This window comes from Melittangium boletus DSM 14713 (assembly GCF_002305855.1).
GTDB classification, from domain to species: domain Bacteria; phylum Myxococcota; class Myxococcia; order Myxococcales; family Myxococcaceae; genus Cystobacter; species Cystobacter boletus.
Genome location: NZ_CP022163.1, coordinates 4,791,201 through 4,804,652, shown reverse-complemented (window position 1 = coordinate 4,804,652; position 13,452 = coordinate 4,791,201). Strand labels below are relative to the sequence as shown.

Below are 13,452 nucleotides of genomic sequence, written 5' to 3'. Positions count from 1 at the left end.
GAAACAGGTTATAATCGTTTTCCCTCGATTACAGGAGTACGTATGGTTTCCCCCAACCATTCCTGTCCGTCCCCGCGTTCGCGGCCGTATCACCTCCTTCCCCTGCTCGGATTCGTCCTCGGCGCGGGGGAGGCCGCCGCCGTGCCCCGGCCCTCACTGGTCAACACGCGCATCTCCACGCCCTTTGGCTCCAACGGCCATGCCTCGAGCCTGGATGGGCGGCTCTTCATCGGCAACGTGGGGGAGGATCACGCGACGACGACCACCACCTGGCGGGCCCGGGTGTTCAAGCCCGAGGCGGTCACCTATGACGCCCAGGGCAAGCCGGGCTTCGGCGCCGCGTTCTCCCCGGGCAAGACGACCCAGGTGAAGAACGGCGAGAACGCGCTGGCGCTCTGCTTCCCCAACCCCGCGCAGCCCTACACGCTCTCGGCGGGCACGGCGGTCTACCAGCCCTACATCTTCGACTCGATGATGTTCAACGGGCCCAACCGCTTCCGCCGCCGCACGTTGGACGCGCGCATCAGCCAGCCCTTCACGACCCAGGCGGAGGTGTCCACGTTCACCACGGGCCCGCTGGAGACCCTGACGACGGTCACGGGCGCCGGCATCTTCGGCATCGAGCCGACGATGACCTCCGATGGGCGGCTGCTCCTCTACCAGGGCGGTCCCAACAACGACGGCGCCATCGATCGCATCATGTACACCTACAACCCCACGCCCTGCGCGGCCACGGGTTGGAGCACGCCCCGCCCGCTGTCCATGATGTACAACGACACCACGTCGGGCGTGAAACGCTACCCCCTCGCCTGGCAGCGCATGAAGGCCGCCACGGGCGAGTTCTTCGGGGACACGCTCAACGGGGACATCGTCCGGGGCGCCTACCCCTGGGTGGACCACGAGGGCCGCAACGTCCTGTTCATGGCCGTGGGCTTCACCGGAGCGGCGGGTGGCCGCCGCGAGGCGGTCAGCCTGATTGGCGCGGACACGGGGTGGACGGCCCACCACGTCGACGGAAGCATCAACACCGACCGGCAGGACGTCGCGCACCTCTTCTACTCGGGCCCCATGTGGAACTTCGAGCAGGAGCGCGCGCCCGAGCAGAACTTCCCCCCGGGCACGAACAACGAGACGCGCTACCTGCCCGTCACCAAGACGCATGACGTGCTCTCGCTCTTCGGCAGCAACACGGCGGACTACAACGAGGTGGACCTGGGCGAGCTGAGCCATCCCTTCCAGCTGCTCACCCTGCCCATGAACGAGCTGGTCACCCGCGCCGGGACATATGATTTGACGCGCACGCCCGACACCTCGGGCCGCTTCTACACGGGCACGCTCGTGGGCACGGCGAGCATCTCCGCGAGCAACGCCGTGACGCAGCCGCCCTCGGGCTCGCTGTGGGAGCCGCACGGCAAGGGCAAGGCCCTGACGCTTCCCGGCGGCGGCGCCCTCACCGTGAACCTGACCGACGCCACCCACACCGTCCCGGGCGTGGGCGCCCCCGTGCGCGGCTTCTCGCTCCAGCTCGCCGTCCGGCCGGATGCCGCCATCAACCAGGGCTGCTCCGGCAACCCCTACCGCTACCTGCTGGCCAAGCCGGGCGGGTTGGACCTCATCTACGAGACGAACGGCGCGGTGCAGATGTCCTTCGTCATCAACGGCACCCGCACGCGCCTGGGCTGGAGCCCCGTGCTGCCCAAGGGCGTGTGGACGCACCTGGCCTACACCTGGGACGGCGTGTCGGGAGAGTTCGGCGAGTACATCAACGGCGTGAAGACGGGCCGCGCGCTGCCCGTGGTGCCCGGCACCTTCAAGCTGGGCACGGGGACGCTCTACGTCGGCGCGGGCGCCAACCTGGACACGCAGACGTGCCCGGCCAACGGCGAGGGCTCGTTCCAGGGCTTCATCGACGAGGTGCGCTTCTTCACCCAGGCGCGCTCCAACCGCAGCATCTGCCTCACGACCCTGGGCGCGGACTGCAAGGAAGCCGCCATCCAGGAGGAGCCCACGAGCAGCCAGTTCGTCATGAATCAGCAACACCCGGACTGCAACGGCGTCTCGGCGCTGGGGACGGAGGCGTGCGCCGTGGCCATGCACCGCGTCTGCGCGCAGCGGGGAGCGGATGACGCCCTGGCCTCGGCCACCAACTTCTATGACACCCTCCAGCAGGTGGTGGGCAACCGTCCTCCCATCTCGCTCCTGGGCGTGCCGGCCTCCGCCTCCGCCACCGAGGTGAACGTGGCCTGCGCCCCCATCCAGCACGAGAGCCTCGCGGTGACGTACGAGGAGCTGACGCGCCGCCACGCCGAGTGCACCGACGAGCGCGTCTCCCAGAGCACCGCCTGCTCGGCGGCCATCCACCGCTGGTGCAACAGCCTCGGGTGGACGACGGGTCAGCTCTTCGAGATGACTTCCCGGCCGTGGGTGGGCTGCTTCAACTCGGGCCTCATCCAGGACGTGCCCCGGCAGCAATTGGGAACCGCCTCCAGCACCAGCGTCACCAGCGCGGAGTCCCGGCTGGAGGTCAGCAAGTGGTGCCAGGCGCGCGGCTATGGAGCGGGGGTCGTCCAGGAGCTCGGCAGCGGGAGCGTCGCCCAGGTCCACTGCTTCAAGCCCGCGGTGACCCGGCCCTGGAAGTTCGCGCCCTGACCTCCAGACGCACCCGGCCATGCGGCGAAGGGATCGTCCCGAGGCACGTCCCTCGGGACGGGAAGCGCCTTTGGAACCCGCCCCCCTTGTGGGCCCCCCCCTCGGCTCTACCGTAATAGGGAGGACCGCCTCCATGGGGGAGGCGGCCACGACAGAAGGAGGAACAGCGTCATGGCTGATCTACCGGTACGTCGAGGAGGTGGCGGCACGCCGTTGGCCCAGAGGCGGGCACGGGGATTCGATCCCTTCGAGCGGATGCAGGAATTGATGGGGCTCGATCCCTTCGAACAAGTAGGACGCATGCTGGGCACCGAGCAGACATGGACCTTCGCCCCGGCCTTCGAGGTGAAGGAAACGAATGACGCCTATGTCTTCAAGGCGGATGTCCCCGGAGTGAAGGAGGAGGATCTGGAAATCTCCCTCACGGGGGATCGCATCACCATCAGTGGCAAGCGGGAGAATGAGCGGCAGGAGGATTCGGACCGCTTCTACGCCTACGAACGGAGCTTCGGCTCGTTCAGCCGCTCGTTCACCCTCCCCGAAGGAGTGGACGCGGAACACTGCGTGGCGGACTTGAAGGAAGGCGTCCTGCACCTGCGGCTGCCCAAGCTGCCCGAGGTGCAACCCAAGCGCATCCAGGTGGGCACATCGGAAGCCGGCAAGCAGGGCAAGGTGAAGGCCTGAGCTGCTGTCGAGCACGCGGCCCATTCGAGGCGGTGTCCTCGGATGGGCCGCTTCGCGTGGGGGCCCGAGCCTACGACGCGCCCAGCGTGGAGGGTTCCCGCGCCTCGCGGCGCAGCTGAGCGTCGAGCCAGAACGTCCCGCCCGGCACCAACGAGGCGAGGAAGGCCACCGTCACCCGCTTGAAGCCCCAGCGGTGCTCGAGCGCCGCCGTCATCAGCGTGAACAGGTAGGCGATGAACAACACCCCGTGCGCCATGCCCACCGCCCGCACCGCCTGGGGCATGCCCAGCTTGTATTTCAGGGGCATGGCGATGAGCAGGAGGATGAGAAAGGACAGTCCTTCCCAGAAGGCAACGAGGCGGAAGCGTCCAAGGGGCGTGGTCAACATCGCGGTGTCTTTCCTGTTCGAGCGGGCCCATCCCGCCCGGTGGCATCCCGTGCGAGGGCGGTCATAACAGTTTCTCGCGACCCCGCATGGGTTGCCCACCCGGCGCCTCCCCCGCTCGCCTGCCTGTCAGGGGAACCAGTAATAATGTAAATATCCGCCTCGCCGGGGGAGCCCGAGGAACGTCTGGATCGGACGTTTTGGAGCCCGGCGTCTGCTTCGCGCCCTTCGATGCACGAGCGAGCGGCTAAGGTGATTCCCATGGTCGCCGCCCCGCTCATTTTCGAGAAGGCCCACGTCCTCTGCTACCGCACCTTCGACATCGCGGAGGAAATCAACCTCGAGGTCGCACGCCGCGCCGTGTCCTCGGATACCCGCCGCCTCAAGCTGGGCCGTGACAACAGTCAGTACCTCCAGCTCCCCAATCCGCCGCTGGCCTTCGAGCTGGGCCGGCGCGCGCTCGCGCTGCGCCAGGGACCCGTCACCGTGGACGTGACGGCGCGCCTGTTCGACCACGGCGCCGCCTCCATCATCCTGCGCGTGCCCGTGAACCCCGGCACCGGGCTCGAGGAGCTCACCGCGCTGGCCGATGAGCTCTACGACAGCGTGGCCCTGGAGGAGCTCGCCCTGGAGCTCATCGAGTCGGTCCGTCAGACCATCGCCCCGGCGACGCTGCTGCCCCACCTGTGGGATCAGAACGAGAGCTACACGGTCCTCTTCGTCGAGCAGGTGCGGGGCAACCCCTCCGCCGAGGAGCTGCTGGCGCGCGCGGACCTGGCCCGGGTGCTGCTCGGCGAGGTGGACAACCGGCCCCTGTCCGCCCGGGAGCGGGAGTCCGTCACCCAGGCGCGCTTCAGCTACACGGTGGACGATCTGGTCGTCGTCGACTGGAACAGCGCCTTCGTCTACGAGCCGTCCGGCTCCAACGACATCCCGGATCTGCTGGAGGTGGCCAATGCCCAGCTCCTGGAGTTCCGCTACTACGACCATCTGCTGGATGCCCACATGGGACGCATCCATGATCAGATGCAGGCCAAGCGCAACGACTGGCGGGCCCTCTTGCGCAGCCCCTACCGGGGCCTGGCGCGCGAGACGCTGGCCACCCTGGTGGACCTCAACGAGTTCGTCGAGCGCGTGGAGAACAGCCTGAAGATCATCGGCGACTTCTACCTCGCCAAGGTCTACGAGGCCGCCGTCAAGCGCATGCGCATTCCGGCGTGGCAGGCCTCGGTGACGCGCAAGCAGCAGCTGCTCACCCAGACGTACAGCCTGCTCAAGGGCGAGGTGGACACGGCCCGCTCGCTCACCCTGGAGCTGATGATCGTCGTGCTCATCATCCTGGAAGTGCTCTTCGTCGTCCTTCCCGTGCCGCACTGAGCCGGCAGCCCGCCCCGCGCGCCCGGAGGAGAACGCGGGACGGGGCGAGGGAGCACCCCGGCGCGAGCTAGTGCTGCTGGAGCTGCTCCCGGGCCGCCATGCCCGAGTTGTCCGTGCCCGGACCCACGCCGAAGGGCGCCACGCCCCGCTCGGGGGGCAGGGGCTGGGGCTTGGTGATGGCGTAGGGGCCCTGCTCGACCTTGGCCTCCGCCGGCTTGTCACCGCACCCCGTCATGAGGGTGCTTCCCAGTCCGATCACCGTGACGCATGCCACCCACCGCTTCATCGTCCGACTCCTGTTGGAAAGAGGTGTCTTCCCGCCCAGGCTACGGCCCTCCCGGGTGGAGGACAAGAGCGAGCCACCAGGCGGGCCCCCCAGGCACCTCGGGTGAAAAAGAAACGCGGTGCCGGTACGAATCGTCCGGCACCGCGTGTCCATCCAGGTTCCGGAGAGCCACCGGGTGGCGGCCCCCCCTTCTTGCGCGCCGTGGGGGCGGCTCCGCTTAGCCGCGGTACTGGTGGACGGACATGATGGGGTAGTTCATCTGCGAGTAGCTGATGCGCTGCGAGCCATCGCTATTGATGTTGTTGGAGCCGATGTACTGGGGCTTGCCGTTCTTCATCCCGGCGAACATCACCACGTGGTGACCGCCCGGCGTCTTGAGGCTCACCACGTCACCCGGCTTGGCCTGGTTGATGGACACGCGCTTGAAGTTCGGGTCGTTGTCCAGGTTCTTCTGCAGGCCGAGCACGGCGTTGTGGTGCTGGCCGTTCTTGATCTGCCCCGCCTGCTCCAGGCACGCGGAGACGAAGTTGGCGCAGTTGACGTTGTTGGGGACCCAGTCCTCCATGTCCGCGCCCACGCCGTTCTTCTCCAGCTTGAGGCTGCCGGCGTTCTTGTTCAGGTGCGACTTGGCGATGTCGAACGGGCTGCCCTTGGGACCCTGCGACGCCGGACCCGTGGCCGCGGCGCCATCCGCGCCGCCCGTCTTGCCACCCGCCTGCGCGCCGCCCGTCTTGCCACCCCCCTTGGCGCCGCCCTTGGCCGGCTCGAAGCTGTCGCGCGAGCCCGGGATGTTCAGCGTCTTGCCCGCGTAGATCTTGTTCGCGTCCTTGATCTGCGGATTGGCCTTCATGAGCGCGCTGACCGTCGTGTGGTTGCTCTTCGCGATGGCCGACAGCGTGTCACCGGACTTGATGCGGTAGCTCATGGGGTCTTCCCTGGGGCAGGAAAAAGAAGGAATTGAATTCGTAAACTCGGAGAAATTCTCGGGACCTGGGCCTCGGAAGTTGCGGCGAAAAGCGAGGAGGGCGCGGATGGCCCCCGCCCCCGGCCGGGAAAAGACAAAAGACAAAGGGCCGCGCACCGGACGCCTCGAGGAGGAGGCGGACGGCGGGCGGCCCTCTGCTTACGGCGAAGGCGAAAAGCGGCTTACGGGTAGAGCGCGCGGGCGCCCGTCTTGTCCATGCTCGTCAGCACGAGGTCACCCTTCTGCGTGCCCTTGCACTGGGGGTAGTGCATGACGGACGAGGAGTCATAGTTGGTCAGCCCACGCCAGGAAGCGTCCTCGTAGCAGCCGGTGCTGGAGAGGCGGGTGTGCTCGTGGCGGAAGCCGAGCGTGTGGCCCAGCTCGTGGCGCAGCACGCCAGTCAGGGTCCAGGCGCCCGTCATGCGGAAGGCGCTGCTGTCGATGAGCACGTTGCGCGCCGAGCGGCTGGAGTTGGGGAAGAAGGCGCGCGCCGTGTAGGACTGGCCGCTGACCTGGCGCACGTCGAACACCACGCCCGCCTGCGACGCGGTGCAGTTGGTGTCATAGGTGCTGGCGTGCACGAAGTTGACGTTCGCCGTGGCCTCCCAGGCGGCCGCCGCGCTGTTCATCGCGCTCACCACGGCGTTGTAGTTCGAGCCGAAGGAGGTCTTGCTGACGCAGTAGGTGATGTTACGGGCCTGGGTGCTGGGCCACTTGATGTCCTTGCCCACGTAGTAGACGGCCAGGCCGCCCTGCGTGGAGCCCACATCGCCCCGGGCCACCGTGGCGTCGTAGTACTCGCGCAGGTTCTCCACCGCCTCGTCACCGTTGACGATGTAGACGCCCTCGACGTCCTTGGTGGCGGAGGCCTCGAACTCCTCGAACGTGGGGAGCGTCTGCTCGGTGGTCTCGGAGCTCTCCGCACCACCACAACCCACCAGGGACATACCCGCCAGCAACGCCATGGACAGCTTGCGCATCGGAACTTCCTCTTCGGGGGACAACGAGGGGGGACGAGGCCGTTGGGGAAAAGCCCCACCCCGGCCACGCGCCCATTGTCCTGAGCAACCCGCGGGCCAACAGCGCCTCTCCTCGGGAAAGCCCGGCTCACCCCGAACAACGGGGAAGAAGTTGGAGTACCCGTGTTCCAGGAAACCAGGCCGTCCCTGTCAGAATACCTGACACTCTCCCCACTCAACCCCTGTTATTTCAATGGGTTGGATTCCGGCACGCGGATTGTCCTCGATTCGGACAGGACTGACTCATCCTCGGACAGCATCCCGCCAACGCACGAGGAAGGTACCGGCGGTGCCATCGAAGGACCACACATCCACACTGACGTTGCGCGCGCCGGCCATCTGCTGGGCCCGCAGGATGAGGCCCGCGGCGAAGGAGGAGTGATCGTCGAGGACATCGTTCATCCACAGCTCGACGTAGCGAGGCCGGTGCTCCATCAGGCGCACCTCGCTGAAGTTGTTGCCGCTGCTCAGGTCCGCGCCCATGCGCTCGAGCATCCGCCGGGGGCCAATCACCGGCGCGAGATCCGCCACCACGCGTCCCACGGACGTCTGCAGGTAGCCCTCCACGAAGTGGATGCCCATCCACCAGTGCGCCTCGGAGGAGGGCAAGTGGGGGTAGAGCACCGTCGCGGCGGTGCTCACGAAGCGCTTCCACTGCTCCAGGGGGTAGGACACCTCGAGCGGCTGATCCAGGTCCAGACCCACCTCGCGCAGGAGCCGGCGGCCCACGCCCGTCAGGTTCGCGCCCAGCTCCCGCACGAACAAGGCCTCGACGGCCGTGGCGAACACCACCTTCTGCAGCGACATGATGGATCCCTTCGGCACCGTGGCAGCGACGCCTCCATCCGGCAGGTAAACGGATCCTCGCGCCGGGCGCTCTCCTCCCTCAAGGCCGATGCTCACTTTTCCATAGAGGGACCGCCAGGGGTGGCACCTGCCTCCCAGTGCAGGACACCTACACGGGGATGCGGCTCACGATCGTGAGCAGGGTCTCGCCGTAGCGCTCGGTGAGCGTGGGACCGACGCCGTGGATGCGCTGGAGCGCCGCGCCATCCCGGGGACGCGCGCTGGCGATGGCACCGAGCACGCGGTCCGTGAGGATGCGGAAGGCGGGCACGCGCCGGCGGCGGGCCTCGGTGAGCCGCCAGGCCTTCAAGGCCTCCACGAGCTGGGGCGGAGCCGTGCCCCCCCCCGCCGTGCTCACCCCCCACGTCGCGCCACTGCGCCGGGAGCGATCCAGGGCCCGCGTCAGGGCCTCGCGCCCCCGCGAGGGCGCGGCTTGTTCCTCGTATTCGACCTGGGGCTCGGAGCGCCCGGCGGCCACGCGCTCGCGGCCCTTACCGGCGGCGGCCTTCTTGCGGCGAGGCGCGCGGCGTACGCCCCGGGTGGACTTGCCCTTCTTGGACTCCTTGGCGGCCAGGGGCAGTTGCACGAGCCCCGGGGCGAGCGTCCGCGTGCGGCGGCCCTCGGGGGTGAGCGCCACGCGCTGGAAGGCGATGCGCTGGCCATCCTTCTCGAAGGTGTCCTCGGACAGATGCGCGAGCCCGGCGCGCACGAGTCCCCCGAGCAGCCGCTCGAAGTCGCGGCGGGCGAGCGCCTCGCCGAACAGCTCGCGGTGGAGCCGGCCGGTGGCCTGGGCATCGCGCTCGTGGAGCGCGCCGAGGACGCGGGTGAGCGCCTGGGCCTCGGCGGCGGAAGGCTCGCCGAAGCGCAGGGTGGCGCAGGACTCGGGGGCGCACACGTCGCACAGGCCACACGCGGCGCCCGAGTCCTGCACATCTCCGAAGTGCGACACCAGGTGCTTCATCCGGCACCCATGCGCCTCGGCGTAGCGGGCCATGTGCTCGAGCTGGGCCTGCTTGTGCTCGCGCTGCGCGGAGTACGACGCCTTCCAGCCCGGCTTGCCCAGGCGCACGGACTCCTCCGGGGACATCTCCACGCCGCCGTGGATCCACAGCTGCTCGAGCGCCTTGTCGAAGACGTCGGAGGCCATGCGCACCCGGGCCGCGAGCGCTTCCTTGGGCTCGAAGTCCTCGCGCACGGCGCGCTGGAGCCGCTCGAGCACGGACGGCTCGGGGTAGTCGCGCTGGTGGAAGAACTCATGGGTGCGCCGGTCGATGAAGCCGTGCAGCAGCACCGCGCGCGAGGGCTTGCCATCCCGGCCCGCGCGGCCCAGCTCCTGGTAGTAGCCCTCCACGCTCGCGGGCAGCGCGGCATGCACCACGGTGCGCACGTCCGCCTTGTCGATGCCCATGCCGAAGGCGGTCGTCGCCACGATGACGTCCAGCTTGCCGCCGAGGAAGGCCGCCTGCACCGCGTCGCGCTCCGTGGCGCCCAGGCCGGCGTGGTAGGTGCCCGTGCGGAAGTCCGCGGCGAGCGTGTCCGTGTATTGCTCGGCGTGCTTGCGCGTGGCGGCGTAGACAATGGCGGGCCGGTGCGAGGGCTCGGCGAGCAGGTCGCGGATGGCCTCGGCGCGCTGGCCCGGGTTGAGCTCGCGCACCTCGATGGCGATGTTGGTGCGCCGGAAGCCGTGGATGAAGGTGCGGGCGGTGGCGCCGCGCGCTCCCTCGAGCCCCAGTTGCTGGACGATGTCGCGTTGCACGTCCGGGGTGGCCGTGGCGGTGAGCGCGATGATGGGCGCGGGGCGAAGCATGGGCAGGCGGGCCCCCAGCAGCCGGTAATCCGGACGGAAGTCATGCCCCCACTGGGAGATGCAGTGCGCCTCGTCCACCGCCACGAGCGCGGGCGTGCGCCGGGCCAGCAGCTCCACGAAGCCCGGGACGCCGAGCCGCTCGGGCGCGATGAAGAGGAAGTCGAGCTTGCCCTCCAGGTAGTCCGCGCACGCCTGGCGCGACGCGGGGCGGCCCCGGCCCGAGTGGATGCGCTCGGCCGCGAGTCCCAGGGATTGCAGCCGCGCCACCTGGTCCTCCATGAGCGCGATGAGCGGGCTGATGACCAGCGTGGTCCCGGCGCGCGCCAGACCCGGGAGCTGGTAGCACAGCGACTTGCCGGCGCCCGTGGGCATCACCAGCAGGAGATCCTTGCCCTCGGTGGCCGTGCGGCACACGGCCTCCTGATATGGGCGGAAGTCCGGGAAGCCGAACACGGACTGGAGCAGTCCACGCAGCTCGGAGGGAGGCGTGGGCGTGCGGGTGGTGCGCTCGGGACGGGGCTGCTCCGGCAGGGCGAGCGAGGCCTGCCGGGACGAGGCCACGGCGGGTGTCTCCCCCGGAGTCCGGGAGCGCCTGGACGCGGAGGAGGCCATGGCCCCTGGCGGCAGGGACAACGAGGCGGGCACCTTGCCCACCACCTCGATGACATAGGCCTCGATGCCGCGCAGGAAGGAGTCGAGGTCGCCACTGCCCCGCTCGATGCGCTGCAACCACTCCTCCCATTTGCCCGTCATGACGGGACTCTTCACGTCCGGATGGACCACGCGGATGAGGCCGATGCCCTTCTCCGTCGCCTCGAAGGACTTGCCGTTGCGCACCAGGTAGCCCCGGTCCAGGAGCGTCTCGATGATGGCGGCGCGGGTGGCGGGCGTGCCCAATCCCGACTCGCGCATCGCGTCCGCCAGCTCCTTGTCGTCGAGCAGGCGCCCCGCGGACTCCATCGCCGTGAGCAGACTCGCGTCCGTGAGCCGGGGCGGAGGCCGCGTGCGCTTCGTCACTGGCTTCACCTCGCGCACCGCGCGCGCGAGCCCCTTCACCAGTCCGGGGGGAAGATCCTGCTCGTCCTCGGGCGCTTCCGCCTCGGCCTCGCCCTCCTTCTTCGCCTTGCCCGTCTGGGTCCGGGGCGCCTTCTGCCCACCGCCCACGTCCAGGACCTTCCAGCCCTCGCGCTCCACCATGGTGCCCGTGCTGTGGAAGCGGTCCACCGCGTCCGGCGAGGTGACGGCGGTGATGACGGTCGTCACGGACCAGACGAAGTCCTCGTGCCACGCCGCGAGCAGCCGCCGGCAGACGAGCTCATAGACGCGCCGCTCGTCCACGGACAGCCGCGCGCTCTCGGGCGAGGTCGTCGTGGGGATGATGGCGTGGTGGTCCGTCACCTTCGCGTCGTCCACGAAGCGGCGGCCGAGCGGGCGCGACCCCGTGCCGGGCGCGAGCAGGGCCTCGTAGGGCGCCCGGATGGCGGCCACCACGTCCGGGAGCGTCTGGGAGATCTGCTGGGAGAGGTGCCGGCTGGAGGTACGCGGGTAGCTGAGCAGCTTGTGCTTCTCGTACAGCGCCTGGGCCAGCTCCAGGGTGCGCTGGGCGCTGTAGCCATACAGGCGGTTGGCGTGGCGCTGCAGCTCCGTCAAATCGTAGAGCAGCGGCGGCGCCATCTTCTTCGTCTCGGAGGTGACGGACTCCACGGCCGCGCGGCCCTTCTCCACGCGGGCCACCACCGTGCGGGCCTCCTCGCCGTCCGCGTTCAGGCGCCGGGCCTCGCGCGCGTCCCAGTCCTTCTCCTGGCCCGGGAGCATGGGGCGGAACCACGTGCCCTGATAGAGCCCCTGGGGTCCCTGGGGGCCCGCCGGACCGAAGGTGGCGACGATCTCCAGGTAGTCCTGGGGAACGAAGTCGCGGATGGCCAGCTCGCGCTCGACCACCATGGCCAGCGTGGGCGTCTGCACCCGGCCCACCGAGAGCATGTCCCCACCGCCCGCCAGCGTGTACAGGCGCGACAGGTTCATCCCCACGAGCCAGTCCGCCCGGCTGCGTCCCCGGGCGGCGTCCGCCAGGGGCTCGTAGTCCCGCCCCGGCTTGAGCGCGCGGAAGCCCGCGAGGATGGCCGCCTCCGTCAGCGAGGACACCCACAACCGCCGTACCGGTTTGCGGCACCCGGCCGCCTCGTAGATGTAGCGGAAGATGAGCTCGCCCTCGCGCCCGGCATCCGTCGCGCAGACGACGCCGTCCACCTCGGGCGCGTTCATCACCCGGCGCACCACCTGGAACTGGCTCGCCGTCTTCTCCTCCACCACCAGCGGCCAGTCGGCGGGCAGCATCGGCAGCAGCTCGCGCTGCCAGCGCTTCCACTCGGGCCGCATCTCGTGCGGCTGCGCCAGTCCCACCAGGTGACCGATGGCCCACGTCACCACGTAGCCGTTGCCCCGGAAGAACCCGTCCCCCTGCTCCCGCGCCCCCACCGCCCGGGCGATGTCGCGCGCCATGGACGGCTTCTCCGCCACCACGGCCAGCACGCCCCGGACTCCGTCACCCATGGTCATCCCACCTCATCGCGATCCCCACCATACCCCGCCCCGTCTCCGCCCACCTGCAAGTCCGTTCAGCCCGCCCGGCCCTCGTCCCACGGAGCGAGAAAGGCCATACCCCGGGTGAAGCCGTCCAGGTGACTTCATCCCAAGCGCCCACCAGGCATCCAGGTTGGCGCCTTCTCGCAAGCGGTTGGCGTCCGCGCGGAAAACTCGGAACCGGGTTTTGGACAATATCCGGACCTGTCACCAACGCGCTCACGGGCACGCCACGGGGTTGGGAATCCATGAGGCTGAAACTGGAACAGGGGATGGGGGCACCGAACCACGCGATCCACGGCATGTGGGGCGAGGGCGGGAAGGCGAAGGGGGTGCTGCAGCACTGGGGGGGTGAGCAGGCGTCGGTGGCGAGGACTCTGGCCCGGTTGTCCTGGACGACCGGTCCAACCGAGCACGGTGGAAATCACCGACCCGAGGTATCGCTGTGGGCGGTCTTCGCGGGGGCGAAGCACCGTCAGTTGGCGGTACTGAGGGAGGCCGCGGTGACGGCCGGATTGCACGAGGTGGTCACGGGGGTGACCTGTCTCGCGTCGATCCGGCCCTCCGCACCCCGGCTGACGGTGGCTTCCACCGTGCTCGCCAGAGCCTCCAAACGGGGGGGCACGCAGGATCGGAATCACGGGGTGGAGGGGATGGACGAGGGCGGTATCTACAGCTGGTAGGGCCGCGCGCTCGAGAAGTTCCAGGTCGCACGCAGATGCCAGGAAGACCCGCGGGGGCGGGGCTTCCAGGTGGATGACCTCGGATGTCCGTCCTTCTCCAAGGGGGACAGTGACGTCGGGGTCGCAGTCGTGGGGGGTGCCTCGCGCTCAACGAGGCATCCCCCATTCT

The 13,452-nt window shown here is 69.2% G+C and carries 10 protein-coding genes; 4 read left to right on the top strand and 6 right to left on the bottom strand.

Translation table 11 applies throughout. The features are described 5' to 3' along the window. The first annotated feature begins 141 nt into the window (after positions 1–141). Together MEBOL_RS20385 and MEBOL_RS20380 are read left to right on the top strand one after the other, a co-directional pair. The gene (locus MEBOL_RS20385) at positions 142–2,649 is read left to right on the top strand and encodes a LamG domain-containing protein (protein ID WP_245919947.1); all 2,508 of its coding nucleotides are present in this window, start codon (positions 142–144) and stop codon (positions 2,647–2,649) included. Positions 2,650–2,820: 171 nt separating this feature from the next. Next, positions 2,821–3,333, top strand: a complete 513-nt coding sequence (locus MEBOL_RS20380) for an Hsp20/alpha crystallin family protein (RefSeq protein WP_095979003.1) — start codon at positions 2,821–2,823, stop codon at positions 3,331–3,333. A gap of 70 nt (positions 3,334–3,403) precedes the next feature. Here the strand turns inward: MEBOL_RS20380 and MEBOL_RS20375 are convergent, their stop codons facing one another. Continuing rightward, positions 3,404–3,721 carry a DUF3817 domain-containing protein gene (locus MEBOL_RS20375; RefSeq protein WP_095979002.1) on the bottom strand — a complete coding sequence of 106 codons (318 nt, stop codon included), beginning with the start codon at positions 3,719–3,721 and terminating at the stop codon, positions 3,404–3,406. Positions 3,722–3,979: 258 nt separating this feature from the next. Between MEBOL_RS20375 and MEBOL_RS20370 the strand changes: the two genes are divergently transcribed. Continuing rightward, positions 3,980–5,095, top strand: coding sequence for a hypothetical protein (locus tag MEBOL_RS20370; RefSeq protein WP_095982892.1), 1,116 nt, complete (start codon positions 3,980–3,982; stop codon positions 5,093–5,095). Between the two features lie 67 nt (positions 5,096–5,162). On the opposite strand, the gene MEBOL_RS20365 is transcribed toward MEBOL_RS20370, so the two are convergent. The 5 genes from MEBOL_RS20365 to MEBOL_RS20345 all read right to left on the bottom strand — a co-directional run bounded on the left by MEBOL_RS20365 (position 5,163) and on the right by MEBOL_RS20345 (position 12,570). Then, positions 5,163–5,381, bottom strand: coding sequence for a hypothetical protein (locus tag MEBOL_RS20365; RefSeq protein WP_095979001.1), 219 nt, complete (start codon positions 5,379–5,381; stop codon positions 5,163–5,165). A 217-nt stretch (positions 5,382–5,598) separates the two neighbouring features. Further along, positions 5,599–6,306, bottom strand: a complete 708-nt coding sequence (locus MEBOL_RS20360) for a LysM peptidoglycan-binding domain-containing protein (RefSeq protein ID WP_095979000.1) — start codon at positions 6,304–6,306, stop codon at positions 5,599–5,601. Positions 6,307–6,527: 221 nt separating this feature from the next. Then, a complete protein-coding gene (locus MEBOL_RS20355) occupies positions 6,528–7,325 on the bottom strand; it encodes a M57 family metalloprotease (protein ID WP_095978999.1) in 798 nt (265 codons plus the stop codon). 282 nt (positions 7,326–7,607) lie between these two features. Continuing rightward, positions 7,608–8,171 (bottom strand): DUF2378 family protein, encoded by a 564-nt coding sequence (locus MEBOL_RS20350; protein ID WP_095978998.1) that lies wholly within the window; start codon positions 8,169–8,171, stop codon positions 7,608–7,610. 148 nt (positions 8,172–8,319) lie between these two features. Beyond that, positions 8,320–12,570, bottom strand: a complete 4,251-nt coding sequence (locus MEBOL_RS20345; protein WP_245919946.1) for a DNA topoisomerase 3 — start codon at positions 12,568–12,570, stop codon at positions 8,320–8,322. 278 nt (positions 12,571–12,848) lie between these two features. On the opposite strand from MEBOL_RS20345, the gene MEBOL_RS20340 reads away from it, so the two are divergent. Next, positions 12,849–13,283 (top strand): hypothetical protein, encoded by a 435-nt coding sequence (locus MEBOL_RS20340; protein WP_095978996.1) that lies wholly within the window; start codon positions 12,849–12,851, stop codon positions 13,281–13,283. The last annotated feature ends 169 nt before the right edge of the window (positions 13,284–13,452 follow it).

Excerpts from the sequence above, each read along its gene's own strand:
- MEBOL_RS20375 (WP_095979002.1), bottom strand. The coding sequence starts at position 3,721 with ATGTTGACCACGCCCCTTGGACGCTTCCGCCTCGTTGCCTTCTGGGAA.
- MEBOL_RS20350 (WP_095978998.1), bottom strand. The coding sequence starts at position 8,171 with ATGTCGCTGCAGAAGGTGGTGTTCGCCACGGCCGTCGAGGCCTTGTTC.
- MEBOL_RS20365 (WP_095979001.1), bottom strand. The coding sequence starts at position 5,381 with ATGAAGCGGTGGGTGGCATGCGTCACGGTGATCGGACTGGGAAGCACC.
- MEBOL_RS20340 (WP_095978996.1), top strand. The coding sequence starts at position 12,849 with ATGAGGCTGAAACTGGAACAGGGGATGGGGGCACCGAACCACGCGATC.
- MEBOL_RS20355 (WP_095978999.1), bottom strand. The coding sequence starts at position 7,325 with ATGCGCAAGCTGTCCATGGCGTTGCTGGCGGGTATGTCCCTGGTGGGT.
- MEBOL_RS20370 (WP_095982892.1), top strand. The coding sequence starts at position 3,980 with ATGGTCGCCGCCCCGCTCATTTTCGAGAAGGCCCACGTCCTCTGCTAC.
- MEBOL_RS20345 (WP_245919946.1), bottom strand. The coding sequence starts at position 12,570 with ATGGGTGACGGAGTCCGGGGCGTGCTGGCCGTGGTGGCGGAGAAGCCG.
- MEBOL_RS20380 (WP_095979003.1), top strand. The coding sequence starts at position 2,821 with ATGGCTGATCTACCGGTACGTCGAGGAGGTGGCGGCACGCCGTTGGCC.
- MEBOL_RS20360 (WP_095979000.1), bottom strand. The coding sequence starts at position 6,306 with ATGAGCTACCGCATCAAGTCCGGTGACACGCTGTCGGCCATCGCGAAG.